Source organism: Immundisolibacter cernigliae (assembly GCF_001697225.1).
GTDB lineage: Bacteria > Pseudomonadota > Gammaproteobacteria > Immundisolibacterales > Immundisolibacteraceae > Immundisolibacter > Immundisolibacter cernigliae.
The window spans coordinates 2,234,172-2,258,289 of sequence record NZ_CP014671.1 but is presented as its reverse complement, the minus strand read 5'-3'; the positions used below and the strand labels follow the sequence as shown (position 1 = coordinate 2,258,289).

Genomic DNA, 24,118 nt, shown 5'->3' with positions numbered 1-24,118 from the left:
TGCCATGAACAAACCCCTGCAACAGCCTTCCGCGGCCGCACTGCATCTGCCCGAGTACGGCCATTTCATCGGTGGTGAATGGGTCAGCGGCGACAGCGGCAAGACCATCGACCTGCTCAATCCGGCCAATGGTCAGCGCCTGTCGCGCATCCAGGCCGGCAACGCCGCGGATGCGGAACGGGCCGTGCAGGCCGCCGCCAAAGCATTCACCACCTGGGGCCACAGCACGCCGGGTCAGCGTCAGGAATTGCTGCTGGAGCTGGCGCGGCGCCTGAAGGCGCGCATGCAGGACTTCGCCCTGCTGGAGACGCTCAACAACGGCAAGCCGATTCGCGAGGCACTGCATTTCGACCTGCCGACCACCATCGCGCAATTCGAGCTGTTCGCCGGTGCGGCCTTCCACCTGCATGGCCAGTCGCTGGACTACCCGGACGCCATCGGCATCGTGCATCGCGAGCCCTACGGCGTGGTGGCGCAGATCATTCCCTGGAACGTGCCGCTGGTGATGATGGCGACCAAGATCGCGCCGGCGCTGGCGGCCGGCAACACCATCGTGCTCAAGCCGGCCGAGACGGTATGCCTGTCGGTGCTCGAGTTCTTCCGCGAAGTGGCCGACGTGCTGCCGCCGGGCGTGGTGAACGTGGTCACCGGCTATGGCGCCGACGTCGGCGAGGCGCTGGTGTCCCATCCGCTGGTGCGCAAGGTGGCCTTCACCGGCTCCATCGCCACCGCCCGCCGCATCATGGGCTACGCCGCCGCCAATGTGATTCCGCAGACCCTGGAACTGGGCGGCAAGTCCGCTCACATCGTGTGTGACGATGCCGACATCGACGCCGCCGTGGAAGCGGCAGCCCTGTCGACCATCTTCAACAAGGGCGAGGTGTGCATTGCCGGCACGCGCCTGATGCTGCACGAGCGCATTCGCGACGAGTTCCTGGAAAAACTGGCCCGCACGCTGGACACCGTCAAGCAGGGCGACCCCACCGATCCGGCCACGCAGATCGGCGCGCAGGCCTCCGTGATGCAGCGCGACAAGGTGCTGTCCTACATTGACATCGGCATGCAGGAAGGTGCCAGGGTCTACCGCGGCGGCAAGCGTGCCAGCGGCCCGGGGCTGGACGAGGGCAACTTCATCGAGCCGACCATCCTGGTCGACGTGGACAACAGCATGCGCATTGCCCAGGAGGAAATCTTCGGCCCGGTCACCTGCGCCATCACCTGGAAGGACGACGACGAGGTGTTGCGCATGGCCAACGACAGCACCTATGGGCTGGCCGGCGGTCTGTGGACGCGCAACCTGACCCGCGCGCATCGCATCTCGCGCGCCATGCAGACCGGCACCGTGTGGGTGAACCGCTACTTCAACCTCAAGCCCGGCATGCCGCTGGGCGGCTACAAGCAAAGCGGCTTCGGGCGCGAGTTCTGTTTCGACATCCTGAACCACTACACGCTGACCAAGAGCGTGGTGATCAACCTCGAGGAAGGGCCGCTGGGCCTGTTCCAGGGCTGACGGCAAATCGGGCCCGGTCGCGTTGCGGCCGGGCCCTTTTTTTGCCTCTCGTTATAGTCGCTGGTACTCAACGCGACGCCCGGCGCAGATCCGGCAATGCCGGACATTTCGCCTAAAGACTTCGCCACAAACGGGATGTCGCGTCTGGCACAAACCGTACAGTGGCAGGCATCAAGACGCCTGTTGAATCCAAGAATAATTAATACAACCGACTGAAAAATATAGTTTTTATATATCTTTCCCTGAGTTGGCCCGGATTTTGATGAATGCACCGCGAAGCTGGTTCGTCACCCGTTATGCACACCGATGCAATACGCCTCCGGAGGACAGATGGCCCCGCAAGCGCGCTGGGAAGTCAAAGGCTCGGTCGAACTCGGTCCGGACGGCCAGGGTCCGCTGGAGGATCGGCGCATCCGGCTGCTGGAGCGGATTGGCGCCACCGGCTCCATCAGTCAAGCGGCCAAGGCCATGGGCATGAGCTACCGCGCCGCCTGGAACGCGGTCGATGCGCTGCGCAACCTGGCCGGCGAAGCCCTGCTGGTGACGCAAAGCGGCGGCAGTGCCGGCGGCGGCACCCGATTGACCCCGGCCGGTGAGCGACTGGTGCGCACCCACCGGCTGGTTCACGAACACCAGCGCCGCTTCCTGATCGGGCTGCAAGCGCAGCTCGAACAGACAGACACCTATCAACTCATCAGGAGATTGGCCGTGAAAACCAGCGCCCGCAACCAGTTCTTCGGCACCGTGACCGGCATCCGCGTCGGTTCGATAAACGCCGAGGTGACGATCACCCTCAACGACCACGACCGTCTGGTCGCCATGATCACCATGGAGAGCCTGTCGGAACTCCAGCTCGCGCCCGGCGGCGAGGTTTGGGCGCTGGTGAAGGCGCCCTCGGTGCTGCTGACCACGCCGGATCCGCACATCAAGCTGTCGGCCCGCAACCGGCTGTGCGGCACGGTGTCGCGCATCACCCGCGGCAGCGTCAATGCCGACGTGGTGATCGACCTGCCGGGCGGCACCGCGGTCAGCGCCATCATCACCAACGACAGCCTGGACAGTCTGGGATTACAGGAAGGCAGTGCGGCCTGCGCGATGTTCAAGGCCGGCAGCGTGATCCTGGGCGTCAATGCCTGAACAGCTGCCTGCGGTGGTCCGCCACCTGATTTAAAGCACAAGTCACAGTGAGAATTCCATGCTTCGCAGAGCAATTACGGTCGCCATTTGTACCGGTTTGGCCCTGGACACCGCATACGCCGCCGACACGCCGCCGGTCGACCTGGCGGCCATGCAGCAGCGCCTGGACCAACTCGAAAGCCTGGTCGGGAAACTCCAGTCCGAACTGGACACGGAGCGCACGGCGCGCCAGCGCGTCGAGGCCAACACCTGGGTACGACCGGTCACCGACGGCAAGAGCCTGAAGATGCAGTCGCCCAGCGGCGATTTCAGCTTCCAGATGGGCGGGCGCATCGAGGCCGACTTCGCGCATTACAACCAGGATCGCCAGAAGCTTGGCGACGGCACCGATATGCGTCGTGCCCGCCTGTATGCCCAGGGCACGCTGTATCGCGACTGGGACTGGAAGTTCGAGTACGAATTCGCCGACAACTCGACCAGCAGCACCAACAGCAAGGGCATCACCGATGCCTACCTGCGGTACAAGGGCTTTGCGCCACTGCTGATCACGGCCGGCAATTTCAAGCAGCCGTTCGGACTGGAACAGATGATGAGCGCCCACAACCTCACCTTCACCGAGCGGGCGCTGTCGCAGACCTTCGTGCCCGGCCGCGGTATTGGTATCGGCGTGCAGGGCTCGGGGGCGCACTGGAGCCTGGCCGGCGCGGCGGCGGGCGAACGGCCGGAAGGCGATGTGGCAGCGGAAGGCGACGAAGGCTGGAACCTCAGCGCGCGCGGCACCTTCGCGCCCTTCGTGGACCCCGGTCGGGTGCTGCATTTCGGGGCTTCGGCCTGGCGCCACGAGCCACAGGACTCGGGCAATGCCCTGCGCTGGCGCAGCAAGCCGGAATCGAACGTTACCGGCGTGTTTCTGGTGGACACCGGCCAGCTGACCGGCGTGGACGATTTTCTGGCCAGCGCCGCAGAGGCAGCCGGCGTGTGGGGGCCGCTGTCGCTGCAGGCCGAGTACATGCGCGCCAACCTGACGCGTGCGAAGGCGCGCGATGCGAGTTTCGACGGCTGGTACGCGCAGGCGAGCTGGTTCCTGACGGGCGAGACCCGACCCTACAAGGTGGCCGACGGCATCTTCGACCGCGTAACGCCCAAAGCCAGCGTGGGTCTGGGCGGCTGGGGCGCCTGGGAGGTCGCCGCGCGCCTGAGCGACGTTGACCTGACCGATGCCGGCATCGTCGGCGGCCAGCAACGCGACCTGACATTGGCCCTGAACTGGTATCTGGCACCCAATCTGCGCCTGATGCTGGATTACGTGCGGGTACTGGAGTTGGACCGCCCGGGCAATCTCGCGGACGACGACGAACCAAGCAGCTTGACCGGCCGCCTGCACGTGGATTTCTGAAGCCCTTCACGCACTCTTACCGGGGGAATCCCATCATGAACCATCGGCATTTTCATCGTGTCGTACTGCTCTGCACTCTGCTGCTGAATATTGCTGCCGCCCGGGCCGACGAGGTGGTCGCCGCCGTCGCCGCCAACTTCGCCGCCGCCATGGCGCGCATCGAGCCGGCCTTCGAGCAGGCCAGCGGGCACCAGCTGACCGTGGTGCTGGGCTCCTCGGGCAAGCTGGTGACGCAGATTCAGCAGGGCGCGCCCTTCGACGTGCTGCTGTCGGCGGATGTCGAGCGCCCGGACGTGCTGGAAAAAAGCGGCCTGGGCGTGCCGGCCTCGCGCTTCACCTACGCCATTGGCCGGCTGGCGCTGTGGAGCCCGGACCCGCAGGCCATCGGCGACGATGGCGTGGCCTATTTGCGCGCCGGAACATTCCGCCATCTGGCGATCGGCAATCCGGCCGTCGCGCCCTACGGCGCCGCCGCCCAGCAAGTGCTCGAAAAGCTGGGTTTGTGGGCGGGGATGCAAGACAAGGTCGTGCGCGGCGAGGACATCGGACAGGTCTATTCGATGGTCGCCAGCGGCGCTGCCGAGGCCGGCTTCGTCGCCTTGTCCGCCGTCATTGCCGGTCCCAAACCGGGCAGCCACTGGACGGTGCCGCAGGAGATGTACCCGCCGCTGAAGCAGGACGCCATCCTGGTCACGCGCGCCCGCGCCAATCCAGCGGCGCAGGCCTTCCTCGCTTACCTGAAAACCCCGGCCAGCCGCGACGTGATTCAATCCCTGGGCTATGACCTGCCCGCCCCCTGAAGCATGACGGTCGATCTGGGCCCGGTCTGGCTCACCCTGCGTCTGGCCGGCATCACCGTGGCACTGCTGCTGCTGATCGGCACGCCGCTGGCCTGGTGGCTGGCGCATACCCGCACGCGCGTCAAACCGCTGATCGAGGCGCTGACCGCGCTGCCGCTGGTGCTGCCGCCGACGGTGATCGGTTTTTATCTGCTTGTGCTGTTCGCGCCGGCCGGCGTGCTGGGCGAGCCCTGGCTGCGCCTGACCGGGCAGACGCTGACCTTTTCCTTCAGCGGGCTGGTGCTGGCCTCGATGATCTACTCGCTGCCGTTCGTGGTGCAGCCGTTGCAGGGCGCCTTCGAGGCCGTCGGACGCGGTCCGCTGGAAGCCGCGGCCACGCTGGGTGCCGGGCGGCTGGATGCGTTCTTCACCGTCGCCAGTCCGCTCGCGCTGCGCGGCTATGTCACCGCCTGCGTGCTCGGCTTCGCGCACACGCTGGGCGAGTTCGGCGTGGTGCTGATGGTGGGCGGCAACATCCCCGGGCGCACGCGGGTGATCTCGATCGCCATCTATGAGCAGGTTGAGACCCTCAACTACGACCAGGCGCATGTCCTGGCCGGTGGACTGCTGGTGTTCTCGTTTGCGGTGCTGGTGCTGGTCTATGCCCTGAACCGCCGCTTTCCGGTGCATGCCGCGTGAGCGCGCTGGCCTTCGACCTGAGCGTCGACCACGGCGCCTTTGCGATGCGCGCCTGCGAAACGCTGCCGCTGGCCGGCATCACCGCCGTGATGGGTGCGTCGGGCAGCGGCAAGAGCACCCTGCTGCGGGCGCTGGCCGGGCTGGAGCCGGCGGCGCGCGGACGCGTGCAGCTCGGCGGCACGCTGTTGCAGGACGCCGCCGGCGTGCGCCTGCCGCCGCATCGGCGCGGCATCGGCTACGTGTTCCAGGATGCGCGGCTGTTCGCGCACCGCGGCGTGGCCGGCAATTTGCGCTACGCGCTCCACCGGGCGCGGCCGGGCGCCGATGCGCCGGGTTTCGATGAGGTCGTGGCAGCACTCGATCTTGCCCCGCTGCTAGGCCGTCGCGTGGGCGGCCTGTCCGGTGGCGAGCGCCAGCGCGTCGCCATCGCCCGGGCGCTGCTGGCCAACCCGCGCCTGCTGCTGCTGGACGAGCCGCTGGCGGCGCTCGATCTGAAGCGCAAGGCGGAGCTGCTGCCCTACATCCGCCACTTGCCGGGGCGTTTCGGCATTCCGCTGATCTACGTCTCCCACGCAGTCGAGGAAGTCGCCCAGCTGGCCGACGAGGTGCTGATCCTGACCGCCGGCCGGGTGGTGGCCCGCGGCGAGGTGCATGCGGTGCTGGAACAGCCGCAGGCCGAGGCCGTGTCCGGCCATTTCGAGGCCGGCGTGCTGCTGCACGCGCATGTGCTCGGGCAGGCGCCGGACTACGCCCTGACCGAGGTGGAGGTGAGCGGCCAGCGGTTGTGGTTGCCGCACATCGACGACGCGCCCGGCGCGCCGGTGCGCCTGCGGGTGCGCGCCCGCGACGTGGCGATCGCCCTGCAGCGGGTCGAAGGCGTGAGCATCCGCAACCAGTTGCAGGCCACCGTGCTGCGCATCGACGCCGAGCCGGCCAGCGCCTATGCCGAACTGCTGCTGGCCCTGGATGGAGCCGATGACAGCGGCCCACACCTGCGCGCCCGCATCACCCGTGAGGCGGTGGCAACGCTGGGTCTGATGGTGGGCCAGCCGGTGTGGGCGCTGATCAAGGGCGTTTCCTTCGACCGGCGGGTGCTGGTTGGCGGCCAGTCGGGCTGAGAGGCTGGTCAGTCGTCCGCTGGCCGGTGCTGCGCGGGCACCACGCCCAGCTTGCGCATGCGCGCCCGCAGCGTGTGCGGGTTGATGGCCAGCAGCCGGGCGGCGCCGCGGCGGCCCTCGACCCGCCCCTGCGTGCGCGCGAGTGCGGCGCGAATGTGCGCCGCCATGGCTTGGTCGAGGGTCGGGAACTCGCCGCCGGTCGAGCCAGCCGGCGCCGCCAACGGCAAGGCCGGCGCAGCCATGCCAAGCGCTGCGGCGCAATCGAGCCGATCGCCGCTGCCCAGCAGGGCGGCGCGCTCGATCACCGTGGCCAGTTCGCGCACGTTGCCCGGCCACGGGTAATCCGCCAGCTGTGCCAGCTCGCGCGCGTCCGGCAGACGCGGCGGCAGGCCCAGTTTCAGGCACGCCCGCCGCGCGAAGTGATGCGCCAGTTCCGGGATGTCGTCGCGCCGTTCGCGCAGCGGCGGAATGCGGATCGGGAACACCGCCAGGCGATACCACAGGTCTTCACGAAAGGCGCCCTGCGCCACCATGGCCGGCAGGTCGCGGTGGGTGGCGGCGACGATGCGCACGTCCACTTGCAGCGTCTGCTCGCCACCGACGCGTTGCAAGCCGCCGTCCTGCAGCACGCGCAGCAGGCGCACCTGGGCCGACAGCGGCAGTTCGCCGACCTCGTCCAGAAACAGCGTGCCGCCGTCGGCGCGCTCGAACCAGCCGCGGCGCTGGCCGATGGCGCCGGTGAAGCTGCCCTTCTCGTGGCCGAACAGCTCCGAGTCGACCAGTTCCGGCGCCAGCGCCCCGCAGTTGACGCGCACGAACGCCCCGCCGGCGCGGCGCGAGCGTTCGTGGATGGCGCGTGCGACCACTTCCTTGCCGGAGCCGGTCTCGCCCAGCAGCAGCACCGAACTGTCCGAGCGCGCCACCTGGGCCACGCGCTGCATCACGGTATGCAGACCCCGGTCGGCGCCGACGATGGTGTCGGTCTCGCTGTCGCGCCCCAGGTGCCCACGTAGCGACTGCAACTCCGCCTGTGCCGCCGCGCGTTCGCGCTCTACCGCACGCCGCCGGGCATCGCGCGCCAGCAGGGTCGCCAGCGGTTCCAGCAGCGCCGCAAAGTCGGACCGGTGCTGTGCCGAGTACGGTTGCGGCGCCTCGATCACCGCCAGCCCGAGCAGCGGCCCGTTGCCCTCGCGCAGCACGCCGACCAGCCGCCCGCTGCCCAGGCCTTGCAGGGCGAGTGGCCGCAGCGCCGGCAGGCAGGCGTTGTCATCGTCTACAGCGAGCACCGCGCCGTCGGTTGCTTCGCGAGCCAGGGTCTGCCAGTCATTGGCCGTGCATTGCCAGGCCTTGGGCGCCGAGGCTGGCCGACCCGTTGCTGCCGCGGTCTCGAAACGCCGCGCCCGAGGTTCGCAGCGCAGCAGCTCCAGACGTTCGACAGGCATGGCACGGCCAATCAGCGCCGCCACTGACCCGACTGCGTCTTCGAGCTCCCCGTCATGACCCACGGCCCGCCATAGCGGGAGCAGTACCGATTTGCGAGCTTGCATGGCTATTCGATGATCTTTACTGGATAGCCGTCTCATTCGACTAGCTATCCGGCAAATATGCAATATCTTTCTTGACTGATCGGACGCCAGACAGGCATTAAAAGCCAGTACGCAGGCCACTTTCGTGGCGATTGGACGAGATTGGCACGACGCTTGATATGTAGGCCGGGTGGCAGCACTGCCACGAACCACCGGTGATCACGCATGACCTCGCCCAGCCCCACCGAAAGCCTGTCACAGGAAGTCCTGCGGCGTCTGAGTGATGCGCTGCGCGGGCTGCGCTATGGCGCGGTGGAAATCACCGTCCACGACGGCCGCGTGGTGCAGATCGAACGCACCGAGAAACTGCGCCTGTCCTCCTCCGGCGAGCAGTGTTGACCGTGGCGCGCCATCCCCAACGGGTCTGACCCGTGCCGGCCAGCGTACGCACGCAGCCAGTTTTCTCAACTAAAGCAATCACGCACGACCGACCGGGCCACCGGAGGCTTCAAGTGAAAAAAATCGGGAGCACTTTTCCATGAAAGCCTTTACGCACGCCCTGCCATTGCTGGGCGGCCTGGCCGTCCTGTGGGCGGCGCCGGTCGCCACACAGGCCGCCGCCGACGTGAATACCAGTCTTGAACAGCGTGTCGAGCAGCTCGACCAGGAGCTGCGTGTGCTGCGCCGGCAGCTGGAAATCGACCGCGAGGAGCGGGACAAGCAGGCTCTGGCCGACCAGCAGAAGGGCGTGAAGGTCACGCACAACGGGCGCAGCGTGAAGCTGGCATCCAACGACGGCAGCTTCGAGTTCAAGCCCGGCGGGCGGGTGCAGGTGGATTACGCGCATTACGACGCCGACAAGCAGCAGCTGGGCGACGGCACCGCCATCCGCCGCGCGCGTCTGAGCGCCGAGGGCAAGGTGTTTCGCGTCTGGGATTACAAGGTCGAGTACGAGTTCTCGTCCAGCAACGCCAGCGATTCGGCCGCCCGCGGCATCCGCGATGCGTACCTGCGCTACACCGGCTTTGCTCCGCTGACGATCACGGTCGGCAACTTCAAGGAGCCGTTCAGCTTCGAGCAGGTCAGCAGCGACAGCGCGCTGACCTTCCTGGAACGCTCGCTGATCGACGTGTTCGCGCCGTCCCGACACATCGGCGCCGCCGTGCAGACCTCCGGCGCCAACTGGAGCCTAGCCGGCGGGGTGTTCGGCGAGCGGCCGGAGGATGACGCTGCCGCCGAGGGCGACGAGGGCTACGACGTCACCGCGCGCGGTACGTGGGCGCCGTTCTGGGACACCGGGCGGGTGCTGCACCTGGGCGCGGCGGTGCGCCGTCTCGATCCTGACGACTCCACCAACGAGCTGCGCTGGCGCGCCCGGCCGGAAAGCAACATCACCGACGTGCGCCTGGTCGATACCGGCGTGCTGACCGGTACCGATCACGTCGACAGCTACGGCCTGGAGGCCGCCGGCGAATGGGGCCCGTGGTCGGTGCAAAGCGAATACATCGGCACCAAGGTCAATCGCAAATCGACCAGTGACGTGGATCTGAACGGCTGGTACGTGCTGACCAGCTGGTTCATCACCGGCGAGAGCCGTCCCTACAAGGCGAGCGAGGGTGTGTTCGACCGCGTCACGCCGCTGGGCATCGTCGGCCAGGGCGGCATCGGCGCCTGGGAGCTGGCGCTGCGTCTGTCGAACCTGGACCTGAACGACGGCCCGCTGGTCGGCGGCGAGCAGCGCAACCTCACCGTGGGCCTGAATTGGCACCTGACGCCCAACGTCAAGCTGCAGGCCAATTACATCAAGGTGCTCGACCTCGACCGGCCGGGCAATGCCGCCGACGGCGACGAACCGAGCGCCTACACCGTGCGCGCCCAGGTCGATTTCTGACCCGTGCCGCCTCACTCAGGAGTTCAGTCATGACCTTTGAAACCTATTTCTGGGAACTGGAGCAAAACCGGCCCGATTTCGAGCCCGAACTGCCGCTGCAGCGCAAGCCGGCGGGCGGCCACGCCATGTTGGTCGCCATCGTGCTTGGCCTGCTGGTGCTGCTGGGTGGCATCGGCGCGGCGCTGGCCGCCGACCGAACGCTGCTGAACGTGTCCTACGACCCGACCCGCGAGCTGTACGTCGACTTCAACGCCGCCTTTGCCAAACACTGGAAAGACCAGACCGGCGAGACGGTCACCATCAACCAGTCGCACGGCGGCTCCGGCAAGCAGGCGCGGGCGGTGATCGACGGCCTGGCCGCGGACGTGGTGACCTTTGCCCTGGCCTATGACGTGGATGCGCTGCGGGTCAACGGCGGGCTGATTCCCGCCGGCTGGATCAGCCGCCTGCCCAACAACAGCGCCCCGTACACGTCGACCATCGTGCTGCTGGTGCGCAAGGGCAATCCGAAGGGCATCCACGACTGGGACGACGTGGTCAAGCCCGGCGTGTCGGTGATCACGCCCAATCCCAAGACCTCCGGCGGCGCGCGCTGGAACTATCTGGCGGCGTGGGAGTTCGCCAAGCGCAAGTACGGCGGCGACGACAAGGCGCGCGAGTTCGTGACCAAGCTGTATCGCAACGTGCCGGTGCTCGATTCGGGCGCCCGCGGCTCGACCACGACCTTCGTGCAGCGCGGCATCGGTGATGTGTTCCTGTCCTGGGAGAACGAGGCCTACCTGGCGCAGCAGGAACTCGGGCCGGACCAGTTCGAGATCGTTTACCCGTCGCTGTCGGTGCTGGCCGAAGCGTCTGTGACGGTGGTGGACCGGGTGGTGGACCGGCGCAAGACGCGCGATCTGGCCGAGGCGTACCTGCAGTACCTCTATACCCCCGAGGGGCAGGACATCGCCGGCCGGCACTTCTACCGGCCGCGTGACCCGGCGGCGCTGGCCAAGTACGCCGACACGTTCAAGCCGATCGAGCTGTTCACCGTGGACGAGGCCTTCGGCGGCTGGGACAAGGCGCAGGCGACGCATTTCGCCGACGGCGGCATCTTCGACCAGATCTACGCCGCCGGGCGCTGATCCACTCCGGCACGGAACCTGGCGGGGCCCGGCCCCGGCGCGTGGGAGTTCCTCCACTCCACCCCGCGCCGGGAGCCGGGCCCCCACCGGGCCGACCGAACCAGGAACAACTCGAATGCTTTCCCAGATCCGTTCGCGCAGCGTGCTACCCGGCTTCGGGCTCACGCTCGGTTTCACCGTTCTTTACCTCAGCCTGATCGTGCTGATTCCGCTCTCGGCCACCTTTCTGAAGGCCGCGCAGCTTGGCTGGGAGGGCATCTGGCAGGCGATCAGCAGCCCGCGCGTGTTGGCCTCGTATCGCCTGACCTTCGGTGCGTCCCTGTTCGCGGCCACCGTCAATCTGGTGTTCGGCCTGCTGGTGGCCTGGGTGCTGGTGCGCTACCGCTTTCCCGGCCGGCGGCTGGTGGATGCGCTGGTGGACCTGCCGTTTGCCTTGCCCACGGCGGTAGCCGGCATCGCCCTGACGGCGCTGTACGCGCCCAACGGTTGGCTGGGCGCGCTGCTGGTGCCGCTGGGCGTGAAGGTGGCCTTCACGCCGCTGGGCATCGTGGTGGCGCTGATTTTCATTGGCCTGCCGTTCGTGGTGCGCACGGTACAGCCGGTGCTCGAGGATGCCGAGGCGGAGCTTGAAGAAGCCGCGGCGAGTCTGGGCGCCGGCCGCCTGACGACCTTCCGGCGCGTGATCCTGCCGACCATCTGGCCGGCGCTGCTGACCGGCTTCACGCTGGCCTTCGCGCGGGCGCTGGGCGAATACGGCTCGGTGATCTTCATCGCCGGCAACCTGCCGTTCGTGTCCGAGATCACGCCGCTGCTGATCATCACCAAGCTGGAGCAGTACGACTACGCCGGCGCCACGGCCATTGCCGCCTCGATGCTGACGCTGTCGTTCCTGCTGCTGCTGCCGATCAACCTGCTGCAGGCCTGGAGCCGGCGGCGCACCGGCGGAGTCTGACGCATGGCCCGGCACAACCCCGCCCTGCTGGAGCCGCTGTGGCTGCGCGTGGGCCTGACGCTGCTCGCGTTCGCCTTCCTGGTGTTGTTCCTGCTGCTGCCGCTGGCGGCGGTGCTCACCGAGGCGTTGCGCCAGGGACCGGCGGCCTACTTCGCCGCGCTCAGCGAACCTGACGCCCGCGCCGCCATGCGCCTGACGCTGATCGCGGCCGTCATTGCCGTGCCGCTGAACCTGGTGTTCGGCCTGGCGGCGTCGTGGGCCATCGCCAAGTTCGAGTTCATCGGCAAAAGCCTGCTGATTACCTTGATCGACCTGCCGTTCGCCGTCTCGCCGGTGATCGCCGGCCTGATCTACGTGCTGCTGTTCGGTGCCCACGGCTGGTTCGGGCCGTGGCTGATCGAGCACGACGTGCAGATCATCTTCGCCGTGCCGGGCATCGTGCTGGCGACGATCTTCGTCACCTTCCCGTTCGTCGCCCGCGAGCTGATCCCACTCATGCAGGCGCAGGGCGCGGACCAGGAAGAGGCGGCGCTGACGCTGGGCGCCGGCGGCTGGCGGGTGTTCTGCAAGGTGACACTGCCGAACGTGAAGTGGGGCCTGCTGTACGGCGTGATCCTGTGCAACGCCCGGGCGATGGGCGAGTTCGGTGCGGTCTCGGTGGTGTCCGGTCACATCCGCGGCCAGACCAACACGCTGCCGCTGCACGTCGAGATCCTCTACAACGAATACAACTTCGTGGCCGCCTTTGCCTGCGCCTCGCTGCTGGCACTGCTGGCACTGGTCACGCTGGGCATCAAGACGGTGGTGGAGTGGCGCACCGCGCAAGCCCAGGACGCGCCGATTCCAGACAGCGCCCCCCTCCCGCACGGACAAACCGCATGAGCATCGTCATCGATCAGGTCAGCAAGCGCTTTGGCACCTTCCAGGCGCTGGGCGACGTCAGCCTGCACATCCCCACCGGCGAGCTGGTGGCGCTGCTCGGCCCATCCGGCTGCGGCAAGACCACGCTGCTGCGCATCATCGCCGGCCTCGAACAGGCCGATGCCGGGCGCATCGAGTTCCACGGCGAGGACGCCACCGGCCGCCACGTGCGCGAGCGCGGAGTCGGCTTCGTGTTCCAGCACTACGCGCTGTTCCGACACATGACGGTGTTCGAGAACGTCGCCTTTGGCCTCAAGGCCCGGCCGCGCAAGCAGCGTCCGCCGGCGGCCGAGATCGCGCAGCGCGTGCAGCGGCTGCTGGAACTTGTGCAGCTCGGTTACGCCGCCGCGCGCTATCCGCACCAGCTGTCGGGCGGCCAGCGCCAGCGAGTGGCGCTGGCCCGCGCGCTGGCCATCGAGCCGCGGGTGCTGCTGCTGGACGAACCGTTTGGCGCGCTCGACGCCAATGTGCGCAAGGAACTGCGCCGCTGGCTGCGCCGCCTGCACGAGGAACTGCACGTGACCAGCGTGTTCGTGACCCACGATCAGGAAGAAGCCATGGAAGTGGCCAGCCGCATCGTGGTCATGAACCGCGGCCGCATCGAGCAGGTCGGCACGCCGGACGAGGTCTACGAACAGCCGGCCACGCCGTTCGTGTCGAGCTTCCTGGGCAGCGTCAACCTGTTCCACGGCCGCCTGCACGACGGCTGGGCGCACATCGGCAACTGGCGCGCGCCGGCGCCCGAACACGCCACCGCCAGCGGCGCCGCTTCGGCCTACCTGCGCCCGCACGAGATCGAGCTGTCTACCGACGAGGCCGGCGCGCTGGATGCCGCGGTGGTCTGCGGCGTGCGGGCCATGGGCGCGCTGGTGCGCATCGAGCTCGAGCGCGGCGCCGACGCCGGCCTGGTGGAGGTCGATCTGCCGCGCGAACGCTACGCGCAAAACCCCTACGCGATCGGCGAGCGGCTGTTCCTGCGCGCCCGCCGCGTGCGCCTGTTTGCGCAAGACCCGGCAAATGGCGCCGCGGCCGGCACGGCAGTCGCCGCCGTTTGCAGCCCGCCCGCGTCCTGACGGCAGCGCGCCGCCCGCCAGACCGCCAGACTCAAAACCCGAGGCCGAGCTGACCGCCGGCGGGCGGACGAAAATGCTGCGTGGCCAGCTGCGGCGCCTGGCCCAGGCCGAGCCGCCGGCAGGCCAGATCGAAGCGCTGGGCGATCAGCTGCGCCTGCGGGCCGTGCCCGCGCTGGCGTTCGCCGAACGCGCTGCTGGCCAGTTCGCCGCGCCAGCTGGCACGGATGGCGTTCATCACGTGCGCGGCGCGTAGCGGGTGGTGGTGCGTGAGCCAGTCCTGGAACAAACCCGCCACCTCGCCCGGCAGCCGCACCAGGGCGAAGCCGGCAAAGCGCGCCCCGGCGCCGTGGGCGGCCTCCAGGATGCGTTCGAGTTCGTGGTCGGTCAGCGCCGGCACGATGGGCGACACCAGCACACCCACCGGCACGCCGGCCTGCGCCAGCCGGGCGATGGCGTCCAGCCGCGCCTGCGGCGCCGCGGCGCGTGGCTCCAGCGTGCGGGCCATGTCGGCGTCCAGCGTAGTGACGGACAGGAACACGGTCGCCAGTTCCTGCCGTGCCAGCTCGGCAAGCAGGTCGATGTCCCGGCACACGCGCGCCGACTTGGTGACGATCGCCACCGGATGACGGCAGTCCAGCAGCAGTTCCAGCACGCTGCGGGTGATGCGCCAGTTGCGCTCGGCCGGCTGGTAGGGATCGGTGTTGGTGCCCATGGCCAGCACCTGGCAACGGTAGCCGGGCTTGCGCAGGGCGTCGGCCAGCAGCTGCGCGGCGCGCGGCTTGGCCAGGATGCGGGTCTCGAAATCGAGACCCGGCGACAGATCCAGATAGGCGTGGCTGGGCCGCGCGAAGCAATAGATGCAGCCGTGCTCGCAGCCGCGGTAGGGATTCAGCGACTGGTTGAACGGCAAATCCGGCGAGTCGTTGCGGGTCAGGACCGAGCGCGTGGCGTCCACGCTGACCACCGTGCGCGGGCCGGCTACCGGTTCGTCGGCGGGATCGGCCAGCCGCGCCTGGCGGGCGTAGCGCGGGGTGGGGTTCTGGCCGGTGCCGCGGCCCTTGGGTGGAGGCGAGGCGGGTTCGTTCACGCCGCCGGCTCCGCCACGGCCTGCTTGATCGCCTGCGTGCGGGCGGCGCGCAGCGCCTCGCGCATGGCCTCGCCGGTCAGGCCGCGCTGCACCAGGACCGCCACGTCCACGCCGCGGGCGGCCTCGAAGGCCCGTTGCAGCCGCTGTGCCTGCGGGTAGGGCCGATTCTCGAAGCCCGTGCGGCCGCGGTGATCCGCCTCGCAGGCCAGCAGGAACTGCGCGAAACGCTGCGGCCGGCGCAGGGCGTCGGTGCGTTCCAGCACTTCCAGCAGCGTGCCGGGGCGCAGCTCCAGCGCGCGGTGGGCGTTGCCGTGGTCGCGGGCGACGGCGATCGCCAGTTCCCGGTACGCCACCGGCACTTTCAGGCGCTCGCACAGCGTCTTGAGCAACCCGACACTGCGCGCCTCGTGCCCGTGATGGCTGGGCCACTCGGCCGGCGGCGTGCTGCCCTTGCCCAGATCGTGCATCAGGGCGGCGAAGCGCACCTGCGGGTCGGGGCTCAGGCGCGCGGCCTGTTCCAGCACCATCAGCACATGCACGCCGGTGTCGATTTCCGGGTGCGGCTCGGCCGGCTGCGGCACGCCAAACAGGCGGTCCAGTTCCGGCAGCACCCTTGCCAGCGCGCCACAGTCGCGCAGCACGCCGATGAAGCGCTGCGGATCGGGCTCGCGCAGCGCCCGCTCGAATTCCTGCCAGACCCGCTCCGGCACTAGGGCGTCGACCTCGCCGGCCGTCACCATCTGCCGCATCAGGTCCGCCGTTTCGTCCGCGACCGTGAAACCCAACCGATGAAAGCGCGCCGCAAAGCGCGCCACGCGCAGGATGCGCACCGGGTCTTCGGCGAATGCCGGCGACACATGCCGCAGGCGGCGGGCCGCCAGATCGGCCTGGCCGCCGAACGGATCGATGATGTGGCCGTCCGCATCCTGGGCCATGGCGTTGATGGTCAGGTCGCGCCGCTGCAGGTCCTGTTCCAGCGTCACGTCCGGCGAGAAACTGACCGCGAAGCCGTGATAGCCGCGCCCGGTCTTGCGCTCGGTGCGCGCCAGGGCGTATTCCTCGCCGGTCTGCGGGTGCAGGAACACCGGAAAGTCGGCCCCCACCTGCTTGAAACCGGCATCGATCAGGTCGTCCGGTGTGGCGCCGACCACCACGTAATCGCGGTCGGTCACCGGCAGGCCGAGCAGGCGGTCGCGCACCGCGCCGCCGACCAGGCAGGTTTGAAAGGCCGGTTTCATCGCCCCGGCCCGCGCCAGACGCCCGTGCGGATGCGCCGCGCGCCGCGCAGCGGGCCGTTGTGCCAGTACACCCAGGCGCTCAGGCGGCGACCGGCCAGGCGCACAGCCACCGGCTCGCGCCGGTACTCGCCGCCGCGCGGCGCCTGTGGATCGCAATCCTCGTAACGGTCGAGCGCGGCCAGCACGTCCGGCCGGGTCAGGCGGTACAGCTCGCCGTGGACGCGCTCGCCCGGTCGCCGACTCGGCCGAGCCGCCGGATAGCACCCGCAATCGTGCAGGCGCCCGATGACCGAGGCCCGCCCCAGGCACACGGCCGCCGGGCGCAGGCGCGGGTGGGCGCGCTGGCCCCGGCGCAGGCTGCCGTATACGAACACCAGCGGCTTTTGCATGATCGGGCGCGAAACCTGGCGGTGGATCGTGGCTATTATCAGCGCACCTCGCGCGCCGGGCGGATTCGCCGCCGCGATGCCGGGCCGCCCCGATGGAATGCCGAATGCGGCGGTAGGGGCGACGCGTGCGTCGCCCCTACGGGTATGCCGGACGCGCGGCCCCATTGGGATGCCGTATGCGTCGCCCCAACGGGATTGCCGGACGCGTTGTGCCGACGGGATGCCGTATGCGACGGTAGGGGCGACGCATGCGTCGCCCCTACCGGGCCGCGCCGACCGGGCGGCCGCAGGGTAGGTCATGAAAGAGGCGCGGCCCATGAAACCAGCCCAGGCGCAATACACCCGCCGCAGCATCCGGCTGAAAGGGCATGATTATTCCCAGCCCGGGGCGTACTTTGTCACCGTCTGCACGCCGGATCGGGCGTGCCTGTTCGGCGAGCTGGCGGACGGCGAGATGCGGTTGAACCCGGCCGGGCAATTGGTCGAACTTGGTTGGTGCGCCATCCCCGATCATTTCCCCCTGGCGCGACTGGATTCCTTCGTGGTGATGCCGAATCACGTCCACGGAATCATCGTGTTATCGAACGTGGGGGCGACGGTTGGGGCGACGCATGCGTCGCCCCTACGGGACCCCGCGCCGACCGGGCGGCCGCGGGGTCCGCAACGCCATTCCATCGGCGCCATCGTGGGTTCGTTCAAATCCGCCGTCACAAAAAACATCAACGCCAGCCGGGGAACACCCGGCGCGCCGGTCTGGCAACGCAACTACTACGAACACGTGGTCCGCGACGAAGGCTCGCTGAACCGCATCCGCCAATACATCCTGGACAACCCAGCCCAATGGGCCATGGACCGCGACAATCCTTTGGTGGTCGCCGCCGAGGAGGCCGACGCGTGGCGCCGCTGACCTGAACAAACCGGACATCTCGATACCGCGCCATCGATACGGCGCAGGTGCAGGTCCGGCCTGTGCTCAGGCGGGTGGTTCAGCCCAGGCCCCGGAACAGCCGCCGCTTGGCCAGTTCGGTGGCGATCAGGTACAGCGCCGTGATGCCCAGCACCGCCGCCAGCACGTTCACCGGTAGCGGCGTGAAGTCGAACAGCGTGTGGCTGAGCGGCAGATAGGGCAGCGCCAGCGTCAGTCCGGTCAGCAGCAGCGTCAAGCGCCACAACAGGCGGCCGGGACGGCTGCGATAGGCGGGCCGGGCGGTGCGCACCACCAGCAGCACCCACAGCTCGGTCAACAGCGATTCCACGAACCAGCCGGTGCGAAAGTGCGCTGGCGCGCCGTCGGTCAGCCACAGCAACAGTGCAAACGTCAGGCCGTCGAAGACCGAGCTGATCAAGCCGAAAGTGAGCATGAAGCGACGGATGGCGGCCACGTCCCAGCGGTGCGGCTTGGCCACCGCCTCCGCATCGACGCGGTCGGTGGCGATGCCCATCGCCGGCAGGTCGGACAGGAAGTTGTTGAGCAGGATCTGCTTGGGCAGCAGCGGCAGGAAGGGCAGAAACAGGCTCGCCAGGGCCATGCTGACCATGTTGCCGAAGTTGGCGCTGGTGGTGGTGTAGATGTACTTGAGGGTGTTGGCGAAGGTGCTGCGGCCGAACTCGATGCCGCTGCGCAGCACGTCAAGATCGTGGCGCAGCAGCACGAAATCGGCCGCCTCCTTGGCCACGTCCACCGCCGTCTCGACCGAGATGCCGGCGTCGGCGGCGTGCAGGGCCGGGGCGTCGTTGATGCCGTCGCCCAGGTAGCCGACCACATGGCCGCTGCGCTTCAGGGCCAGGATGATGCGTTCCTTCTGGTTCGGGTCCACCTCCGCGAACAGGTCGGTGCCGGTGGCCCGCTGCCACAGCGCCTCGTCGCGCATTTCGTCGAGCTGCGCACCGGTGATGACGACCGGCATGGCCATGCCCACCTGCTGCGCCACGTGCGTGGCCACCAGTCGGTTGTCGCCGGTGATGATCTTGACCGTCACGCCCAGGCGGCGCAGGTCGGCCAGCGTGCGCTCGATGTCCGGCTTGGGCGGGTCGAAGAACAGCAAAAAGCCTTCGAAGCAGAGCTCGGTTTCGTCGGCCGCGTGGTAGCTGGCCTGCACCGGCAGCGTCCGGCTGGCCACGCCAAGCACGCGGTATCCCTGCGCACTCCAGGCGGCGAAACGCTGCTGCAACTGCGCGCTTTGGCCCTCGTCCAGGGCGAGCACGGCATCGCCTACCCGCAGCCGGTCGCATACCGCAAGCACATTGGCGAAGGCGCCCTTGGTCAGCAGTTGCGGGATGCCATCCGGACCTGCGGCGGCGATGCTCAGGCGCTTGCGCAAAAAGTCGTACGGCACCTCGTCCAGCTTGCGCCAGCCGGCAACATCCAGCCCCGTCGGCGCGCCGCTGCCGACGATGGCCTCGTCGAGCGGGTTGCCGATGCCGGTCTCGAAGTGGGCGTTCAGGTAGGCGATCTGGGCCACCCGTGCCGAGGCTTCGCCGTCGCTGCCCGGCACGCCATCGAGGCGGATCACGCCGGCGGTCAGGGTGCCGGTCTTGTCGGTGCACAGCACATCCATGCTGCCGAGGTTCTCGATCGCCGCCAGGCGGCGCACGATCACGCCGTTTTTGGCCATCGCCCGCGCGCCGTGCGACAGCGTGATGGTCATGATCGCCGGCAGCAGCTCGGGCGACAGGCCGACCGCCAGCGCCACCGAGAACAGCAGCGCTTCGATCACCGGGCGGTGGAAGTAGACGTTGATGGCAAACACCAGCAGCGTCAGCCCCACCATCACCTGCGTCAGCAGAACGCCGAAGCCGTGGATGCCAAGCTCGAACTCGGTCGGCGGCGAACGGCGTCGCAGCCGGTGGGCGATGCCACCAAAGGCGGTGGTTGCGCCGGTGTCGACCAGCAGCGCGTGGGCCGTGCCGCTGCGCACCGAGGTGCCCATGAATACGCAGTTGTGGCGCTGCGCCAGGCCAGCCTTGGCCGGCGCCGTGCCGGGGCTTTTTTCGACCGGGAAGGTTTCGCCGGTCAGCACGGATTCGGAGACGAAAAAGTCCTTGGCCTCCAGCAGCACGCCGTCGGCCGGCACCAGGCTGCCCGCCGACAGCAGCACCACGTCGCCCGGCACCACCGCCTCACTGGGCAGGCTGACCGGCGTGCCATCGCGCAGCACCGTCACCTTGCTGGCAACCCGCTGACGCAGGGCCGCCACCGCCACCGAAGCGCGGTACTCCTGAACAAAGCCCAGCCCGCCACTGCCAAGCACGATAGTCAGCACGATGGCCGCGTCCAGCCATTCGTGCAGAAACGCCGACAGCGCGCCCGCGAACAGCAGGATCAGCACCAGCGGATCGGTGAACTGCTTCAGCAGCAGGGCGGCCGGCGCCATTCGTTCGCCGTCGGGCAGCCGGTTGGGACCGTGCTCGGCCAGCCGCCGCGCGGCCTGGGCGCCGGTCAGGCCTTCTGGCCGGCTGTCCAGTGCGTCGAACAGCGGCTGTCGCGGCAAGGACCAATAGGCTTCGAGCTTCGCGTCCGCCATGACAGGGCTCGCCGGTAAAAAGTCGTCCAGTGCTGGCGCAGTATAGGGACGCCGCCATGTCGGCCGGCTTCCCGCTGGTTTTATTGGTGGCTGCATCGCCCGCGCTTCCGGTCTCCCGATCATCCGCAGACAGCGACCTTCGCCTGTGCAGCGGTGATATGGCAGCGCTGCAGGCAGGGGTCGTGCTGTGCGATGCCGCCACGCTGTGCCCGATGCCGTGGGCGTTTGGCCAGACGGCGGTGCCGACGCCGGTGCTGGCGGCGTTTTCCGGGCGCCAGCATGGTGATGGAGATGGGGCCTATCCCGCTTGGCCTTGGCAGCTTCGAGGCGGCGTGTGTCAGCGTGCTGAGCCCGTCTGTCACGCCGCTGTAACCGCTTCTTAAAGCTCCTGACTCGGTAGCCGCCTAGGGTGACTCCAGCGCCAGTTCATTCCGGCGCCGGTTCCATTCACCTGATCAGGAGGCTTCATGAAGCTGTCGAAACTCTCCCTGGCGCTGCTCGCGGCCGGGCTTGGCGGCGTGGCCGTCGCCGACGACGCGGATACCCGTGACTTCGGTCTTTTCGTGCAGAACACCCTGCGCGCCACGGCGCGCGCCACCCTGGGCCTGCCCCAGCCGCTGACCGAGTCGGCTCCGGCGACCGAAGGCGCCTACCGTACGGCTGAACAAACGGCCCGGGACCAGGTGCTGATCCCGGACGACCTGACGGCTGCCTACCTGACGCGCCAGGCGGCGGATTCCACCGACATGCTGGCGTTCTATCCGGCGGCGGCGCCCACGCACCTGATCAGCTGCGTCGAGGGCGGCCGGGAAGTGCTGTCCGGCACCACCCTCAATCCGTCGGTGCAGCGCATCAACCTGGCCACCGGCGCGGTGGAAACCATCCTGCGCGGCATGAGCGGTTGCGACGGTATCCGCACCACGCCCTGGGGCACCGTTTTGGCCACCGAGGAAGAGGACGACGGCGGCGCGTATGAAATCCTGAACCCGCTCGCCACCACCAATTACGCCGTCCAGGACCGCGCCAGCGGCCAGATCGTGGATGCAGCCGGCGTTACCGACACGGATGAGATCGCCAAGCGCCCGGCGCTGCCGACCATGGCCTGGGAAGGGCTGGAAGTCCTGCCCAGCGGCGTGGTCATCGGTGGCGACGAGCTGCGGCCGGGAACCGCGGACGACGACGCCGACGGCGGCGCCATGTTCAAGTTCGTGCCGACAGTGCCGCACGCTGGTGGCGCCATTGCCAGCCTGGCGACCTCGCCGCTGGTGGCGGGCAGCGTCTACGCCATGCAGGTGTCGTGCCGCGACGACAGGCAGCAGTTCGGCCAGGGCTGCGAAATCGGCAACGCCGGCTGGATTCCGGTGGGTGCTGCCACCGCCCGCAGCGATGCTGACGTTGGCGGTGCGACCGGCTACTACCGGCCCGAAGACCTGCACCTGGACCCGGTGTTCCACGACGAAGCCAACCCGGATGCGGTGCGCTTCTGCTGGACCAACACCGGCAACGAGGGCGCAGGCAACTATGCCGAGGTGATGTGCGGTGTCGACAGCGCGCCGCTGACCGCCAGCGCCAGCCAGCGCACGGTGGTGGTGAACCGCTTCGTCGAGGGCGACACCGACTTCAACTCCTTCGACAACCTGGCCTTCCAGCCCCGCACCGGCGCCCTGTACGTGATCGAGGACCACGACAACGGCGATGTGTTCGCGTGCCTGCGCGACGGTGCCGATCGCGACATCAAGACCGACGGCTGCGTGAAGATGCTGTCCGTGAAGGACAGCTCGGCCGAGCCGACCGGCTTCATCTTCGACGCCACCGGCACCCGCGCCTACGTGTCCATCCAGCACTCGAACGACGACAACATGCCGCTGGTCGACGGCTACCAGACCGACGACGTGCTGATGATCACCGGCTTCAAGCTGCCGAAACGCTGATTTTCCCCGCCTGAGTCTTGGGGGGCTTCGGCCCCCCTTTTTTTCGCCTCGCCAGGCCGACGGTAGCGCCGTCGCGCTGTACCGTCAGTTTGCTCGCAGGCGCTGGCGCGGCAGGGGCTTCAGCCAGCCCGGCGGTGCTTCTGCAGCCGCAGCTGTACCTGCCGGCGGGTCAGGCCCAGCTGGCGCGCGGCGGCGGCGAGGTTGCCGTTGGCATCGGTCACGGCCTGTTCCAGCAGCGCGTGTTCGATGGCATCGAAGCGGCGCCGGCCGGTGTCCGCGGCGAGCAGCACGGCCGCCTGCTCGCGCAGGGCATCGGCGTTGTCACTCAGCCGGCCGGCGGTGTCGAGCGCAAACGCGGGCGGGCGCGATGGCCCACCGCGCAGGGCCAGCTGCGGCAGATCGATGGCCTCGCCGTCGCCCACCAGCAGCACCGCGCGTTCGATGAGGTTTTCAAGCTCGCGGATGTTGCCGGGAAAGTCATACGCGAACAGCGCCTCGACCGCGCGGGCGGTGAAGCCGGGCACGGACTTGCCGTGTACGGCGCAGAAGCGGCGCAGCAGATAGGCCATCAGCAGCGGGATGTCGTCGCGCCGCTCGCGCAGCGGCGGGATCGGCACCGGGAAGGTGGTGAGCCGGAAGTACAGATCCTCGCGAAAGCGCTTTGCCTCGACCGCGAGGTGCAGATCCTCGTTGCAGGCGGCCATGACGCGTACGTCGACGCGACGGGTCTTGCTGTCACCCACGCGTTCGATTTCGCGCTCCTGCAATGCGCGCAGCAGCTTGCCCTGAGCGGCCAGGCTCAGGCTGGTCACCTCGTCCAGGAACAGCGTGCCGCCGTCGGCGCGCTCGAAGCGTCCGGCGCGCGAGCTGCTGGCGCCGGTGTAGGCGCCCTTGGCCACGCCGAACAGCTCGGTTTCGATCAGCGTCTCCGGCAGTGCCGCGCAGTTGACGGCGATGAACGGCTCGTCGCGGCGGCGGCTCATGCGATGCGCCAGGCGCGCGAACACCTCCTTGCCGACGCCGGTTTCGCCCACGAACAGCAGCGTGGCACGGCTGTCTGCGGCCTTGCGCAGCAGATGCATGGCGGCGCCAAACCCGGCCGAGATGCCGACCACGCCATCGGTTTCGCCGGCCTCAAGGTCGGTAAAGCGGTTCACGGATGATTCGGGCTGGTAGTAGCGGGTGTCGGGCGCCTCGGTGAGCCACTCGTCGAGCGGCTTGCCGATCAGGCGGCAGGCTTCGTGGCCCATGCCGCGGCACTCCACCTCGCGCATCAGGATCGGCCGCCCGGCAAAGGCGCTGGCAAAGCCGCTGGCGTAGCCGGATTGCATCCAGCACACCGGCTCCGGGCTGGTGCCGTAGGCGTCGACGTGGACGCTGGCCTCCAGTGAATCGTGAACCAGAAACTCGCCCGCGAAGGCGCCGCTTTCCGGCTCCGCGTGCAGGCGCACAACCTGCGACCAGCCAAAGCCGGCCAGCGCGTGCACCTGCGGCCCGACCGCGAAGGCGTCGAAGTAGCTCACGTCCGGGCGCAGGCGCCGCGCTGCCTCGGCGTCGCGTCCGCCTTCGGCATAGCCGATGCGGGACAGCAACTCGCGCGCCACCGCCGGCCCCAGGCGGTCGATCAGCTCGCGCCGCAGAGCGCCGTAGACGCTGGCTGTCAGCAGCACGCCGCGCTGGTCGCGCACCCAGATGCGGCCGGTGTCGGGCGTGAAGCGGACCTGCTCGGCCAGGTCGCGAATGTCGGGCAGGCTGGGGGCGGGCGCGGCGTTTGGCATGATGTACGTTGGAGTAATTTTGATTGCGCGGAGTATGACGAA

Annotated in this window: 20 protein-coding genes; 14 read left to right on the top strand and 6 right to left on the bottom strand. The window is 68.7% G+C overall.

The window, feature by feature from the left end; translation table 11 throughout:
• Nucleotides 1-4 precede the first annotated feature (4 nt).
• The 6 genes from PG2T_RS10730 (at nucleotide 5) to modC (ending at nucleotide 6,639) form a co-directional block, all read left to right on the top strand.
• A complete protein-coding gene (locus PG2T_RS10730; RefSeq protein WP_068805137.1) occupies nucleotides 5-1,510 on the top strand; it encodes an aldehyde dehydrogenase family protein in 1,506 nt (501 codons plus the stop codon).
• 330 nt (nucleotides 1,511-1,840) lie between these two features.
• Nucleotides 1,841-2,647, top strand: a complete 807-nt coding sequence (locus tag PG2T_RS10725) for a TOBE domain-containing protein (RefSeq protein ID WP_068805122.1) — start codon at nucleotides 1,841-1,843, stop codon at nucleotides 2,645-2,647.
• A gap of 58 nt (nucleotides 2,648-2,705) precedes the next feature.
• On the top strand, nucleotides 2,706-4,043 hold the full coding sequence (locus PG2T_RS10720; RefSeq protein WP_083214879.1) for an OprO/OprP family phosphate-selective porin: 1,338 nt from the start codon (nucleotides 2,706-2,708) through the stop codon (nucleotides 4,041-4,043).
• Between the two features lie 35 nt (nucleotides 4,044-4,078).
• Nucleotides 4,079-4,843, top strand: a complete 765-nt coding sequence (modA, locus tag PG2T_RS10715; protein ID WP_068805116.1) for a molybdate ABC transporter substrate-binding protein — start codon at nucleotides 4,079-4,081, stop codon at nucleotides 4,841-4,843.
• A 3-nt stretch (nucleotides 4,844-4,846) separates the two neighbouring features.
• On the top strand, nucleotides 4,847-5,521 hold the full coding sequence (gene modB, locus PG2T_RS10710) for a molybdate ABC transporter permease subunit (protein ID WP_068805113.1): 675 nt from the start codon (nucleotides 4,847-4,849) through the stop codon (nucleotides 5,519-5,521).
• Nucleotides 5,518-6,639 (top strand): molybdenum ABC transporter ATP-binding protein, encoded by a 1,122-nt coding sequence (gene modC, locus PG2T_RS10705; protein WP_075968174.1) that lies wholly within the window; start codon nucleotides 5,518-5,520, stop codon nucleotides 6,637-6,639. Before modB ends, modC begins: the two co-directional genes overlap by 4 nt.
• An 8-nt stretch (nucleotides 6,640-6,647) precedes the next feature.
• Here the strand turns inward: modC and PG2T_RS10700 are convergent, their stop codons facing one another.
• A complete protein-coding gene (locus PG2T_RS10700; protein ID WP_145931071.1) occupies nucleotides 6,648-8,081 on the bottom strand; it encodes a sigma-54 interaction domain-containing protein in 1,434 nt (477 codons plus the stop codon).
• Between the two features lie 309 nt (nucleotides 8,082-8,390).
• Here PG2T_RS10700 and PG2T_RS15560 point away from each other — a divergent pair, with 309 nt between their 5' ends.
• The 6 genes from PG2T_RS15560 to PG2T_RS10675 all read left to right on the top strand — a co-directional run bounded on the left by PG2T_RS15560 (nucleotide 8,391) and on the right by PG2T_RS10675 (nucleotide 14,129).
• Nucleotides 8,391-8,564, top strand: a complete 174-nt coding sequence (locus PG2T_RS15560; RefSeq protein WP_075968173.1) for a YezD family protein — start codon at nucleotides 8,391-8,393, stop codon at nucleotides 8,562-8,564.
• A gap of 139 nt (nucleotides 8,565-8,703) precedes the next feature.
• A complete protein-coding gene (locus PG2T_RS10695) occupies nucleotides 8,704-10,056 on the top strand; it encodes an OprO/OprP family phosphate-selective porin (RefSeq protein WP_068805105.1) in 1,353 nt (450 codons plus the stop codon).
• Between the two features lie 125 nt (nucleotides 10,057-10,181).
• Nucleotides 10,182-11,183 carry a sulfate ABC transporter substrate-binding protein gene (locus tag PG2T_RS10690; RefSeq protein ID WP_068808225.1) on the top strand — a complete coding sequence of 334 codons (1,002 nt, stop codon included), beginning with the start codon at nucleotides 10,182-10,184 and terminating at the stop codon, nucleotides 11,181-11,183.
• A 115-nt stretch (nucleotides 11,184-11,298) separates the two neighbouring features.
• The gene (gene cysT / locus PG2T_RS10685; RefSeq protein WP_068805103.1) at nucleotides 11,299-12,135 is read left to right on the top strand and encodes a sulfate ABC transporter permease subunit CysT; all 837 of its coding nucleotides are present in this window, start codon (nucleotides 11,299-11,301) and stop codon (nucleotides 12,133-12,135) included.
• 3 nt (nucleotides 12,136-12,138) lie between these two features.
• Complete coding sequence (cysW, locus tag PG2T_RS10680; protein WP_068805100.1) at nucleotides 12,139-13,017, top strand: sulfate ABC transporter permease subunit CysW; 879 nt, start codon at nucleotides 12,139-12,141, stop codon at nucleotides 13,015-13,017.
• Nucleotides 13,014-14,129 (top strand): sulfate/molybdate ABC transporter ATP-binding protein, encoded by a 1,116-nt coding sequence (locus tag PG2T_RS10675; protein ID WP_068805097.1) that lies wholly within the window; start codon nucleotides 13,014-13,016, stop codon nucleotides 14,127-14,129. Before cysW ends, PG2T_RS10675 begins: the two co-directional genes overlap by 4 nt.
• A gap of 31 nt (nucleotides 14,130-14,160) precedes the next feature.
• Here the strand turns inward: PG2T_RS10675 and PG2T_RS10670 are convergent, their stop codons facing one another.
• Genes PG2T_RS10670 through PG2T_RS10660 form a run of 3 tightly spaced genes read right to left on the bottom strand, consistent with a single transcriptional unit; the run spans nucleotide 14,161 to nucleotide 16,843 of the window.
• Nucleotides 14,161-15,216, bottom strand: a complete 1,056-nt coding sequence (locus PG2T_RS10670) for a PA0069 family radical SAM protein (RefSeq protein ID WP_068805094.1) — start codon at nucleotides 15,214-15,216, stop codon at nucleotides 14,161-14,163.
• Complete coding sequence (locus tag PG2T_RS10665) at nucleotides 15,213-16,454, bottom strand: multifunctional CCA addition/repair protein (protein ID WP_068805091.1); 1,242 nt, start codon at nucleotides 16,452-16,454, stop codon at nucleotides 15,213-15,215. Before PG2T_RS10665 ends, PG2T_RS10670 begins: the two co-directional genes overlap by 4 nt.
• Nucleotides 16,451-16,843, bottom strand: a complete 393-nt coding sequence (locus tag PG2T_RS10660; RefSeq protein WP_068805088.1) for a gamma-glutamylcyclotransferase family protein — start codon at nucleotides 16,841-16,843, stop codon at nucleotides 16,451-16,453. The genes PG2T_RS10665 and PG2T_RS10660 overlap by 4 nt, the downstream gene beginning before the upstream one ends.
• A gap of 316 nt (nucleotides 16,844-17,159) precedes the next feature.
• On the opposite strand from PG2T_RS10660, the gene PG2T_RS10655 reads away from it, so the two are divergent.
• Complete coding sequence (locus PG2T_RS10655; RefSeq protein WP_068805085.1) at nucleotides 17,160-17,750, top strand: transposase; 591 nt, start codon at nucleotides 17,160-17,162, stop codon at nucleotides 17,748-17,750.
• A gap of 79 nt (nucleotides 17,751-17,829) precedes the next feature.
• On the opposite strand, the gene mgtA is transcribed toward PG2T_RS10655, so the two are convergent.
• Entirely contained in the window at nucleotides 17,830-20,367 is a 2,538-nt protein-coding gene (gene mgtA, locus PG2T_RS10650; protein ID WP_068805083.1) for a magnesium-translocating P-type ATPase, read from the bottom strand.
• 467 nt (nucleotides 20,368-20,834) lie between these two features.
• Here mgtA and PG2T_RS10645 point away from each other — a divergent pair, with 467 nt between their 5' ends.
• Nucleotides 20,835-22,298, top strand: a complete 1,464-nt coding sequence (locus PG2T_RS10645) for an alkaline phosphatase PhoX (protein WP_068805080.1) — start codon at nucleotides 20,835-20,837, stop codon at nucleotides 22,296-22,298.
• Between the two features lie 119 nt (nucleotides 22,299-22,417).
• Here the strand turns inward: PG2T_RS10645 and PG2T_RS10640 are convergent, their stop codons facing one another.
• Nucleotides 22,418-24,076, bottom strand: a complete 1,659-nt coding sequence (locus PG2T_RS10640) for a sigma-54-dependent Fis family transcriptional regulator (RefSeq protein ID WP_193399819.1) — start codon at nucleotides 24,074-24,076, stop codon at nucleotides 22,418-22,420.
• Nucleotides 24,077-24,118: the final 42 nt, after the last annotated feature.

Coding starts and splice junctions, on each gene's coding strand:
- PG2T_RS10640 (WP_193399819.1), bottom strand. CDS start 24,076: ATGCCAAACGCCGCGCCCGCCCCCAGCCTGCCCGACATTCGCGACCTG.
- PG2T_RS10725 (WP_068805122.1), top strand. CDS start 1,841: ATGGCCCCGCAAGCGCGCTGGGAAGTCAAAGGCTCGGTCGAACTCGGT.
- PG2T_RS15560 (WP_075968173.1), top strand. CDS start 8,391: ATGACCTCGCCCAGCCCCACCGAAAGCCTGTCACAGGAAGTCCTGCGG.
- PG2T_RS10655 (WP_068805085.1), top strand. CDS start 17,160: ATGAAACCAGCCCAGGCGCAATACACCCGCCGCAGCATCCGGCTGAAA.
- PG2T_RS10665 (WP_068805091.1), bottom strand. CDS start 16,454: ATGAAACCGGCCTTTCAAACCTGCCTGGTCGGCGGCGCGGTGCGCGAC.
- PG2T_RS10700 (WP_145931071.1), bottom strand. CDS start 8,081: ATGCCTGTCGAACGTCTGGAGCTGCTGCGCTGCGAACCTCGGGCGCGG.
- cysW (WP_068805100.1), top strand. CDS start 12,139: ATGGCCCGGCACAACCCCGCCCTGCTGGAGCCGCTGTGGCTGCGCGTG.
- modB (WP_068805113.1), top strand. CDS start 4,847: ATGACGGTCGATCTGGGCCCGGTCTGGCTCACCCTGCGTCTGGCCGGC.
- PG2T_RS10645 (WP_068805080.1), top strand. CDS start 20,835: ATGAAGCTGTCGAAACTCTCCCTGGCGCTGCTCGCGGCCGGGCTTGGC.
- PG2T_RS10720 (WP_083214879.1), top strand. CDS start 2,706: ATGCTTCGCAGAGCAATTACGGTCGCCATTTGTACCGGTTTGGCCCTG.
- modA (WP_068805116.1), top strand. CDS start 4,079: ATGAACCATCGGCATTTTCATCGTGTCGTACTGCTCTGCACTCTGCTG.
- PG2T_RS10690 (WP_068808225.1), top strand. CDS start 10,182: ATGTTGGTCGCCATCGTGCTTGGCCTGCTGGTGCTGCTGGGTGGCATC.
- cysT (WP_068805103.1), top strand. CDS start 11,299: ATGCTTTCCCAGATCCGTTCGCGCAGCGTGCTACCCGGCTTCGGGCTC.
- mgtA (WP_068805083.1), bottom strand. CDS start 20,367: ATGGCGGACGCGAAGCTCGAAGCCTATTGGTCCTTGCCGCGACAGCCG.
- PG2T_RS10730 (WP_068805137.1), top strand. CDS start 5: ATGAACAAACCCCTGCAACAGCCTTCCGCGGCCGCACTGCATCTGCCC.
- PG2T_RS10675 (WP_068805097.1), top strand. CDS start 13,014: ATGAGCATCGTCATCGATCAGGTCAGCAAGCGCTTTGGCACCTTCCAG.
- PG2T_RS10660 (WP_068805088.1), bottom strand. CDS start 16,843: ATGCAAAAGCCGCTGGTGTTCGTATACGGCAGCCTGCGCCGGGGCCAG.
- PG2T_RS10695 (WP_068805105.1), top strand. CDS start 8,704: ATGAAAGCCTTTACGCACGCCCTGCCATTGCTGGGCGGCCTGGCCGTC.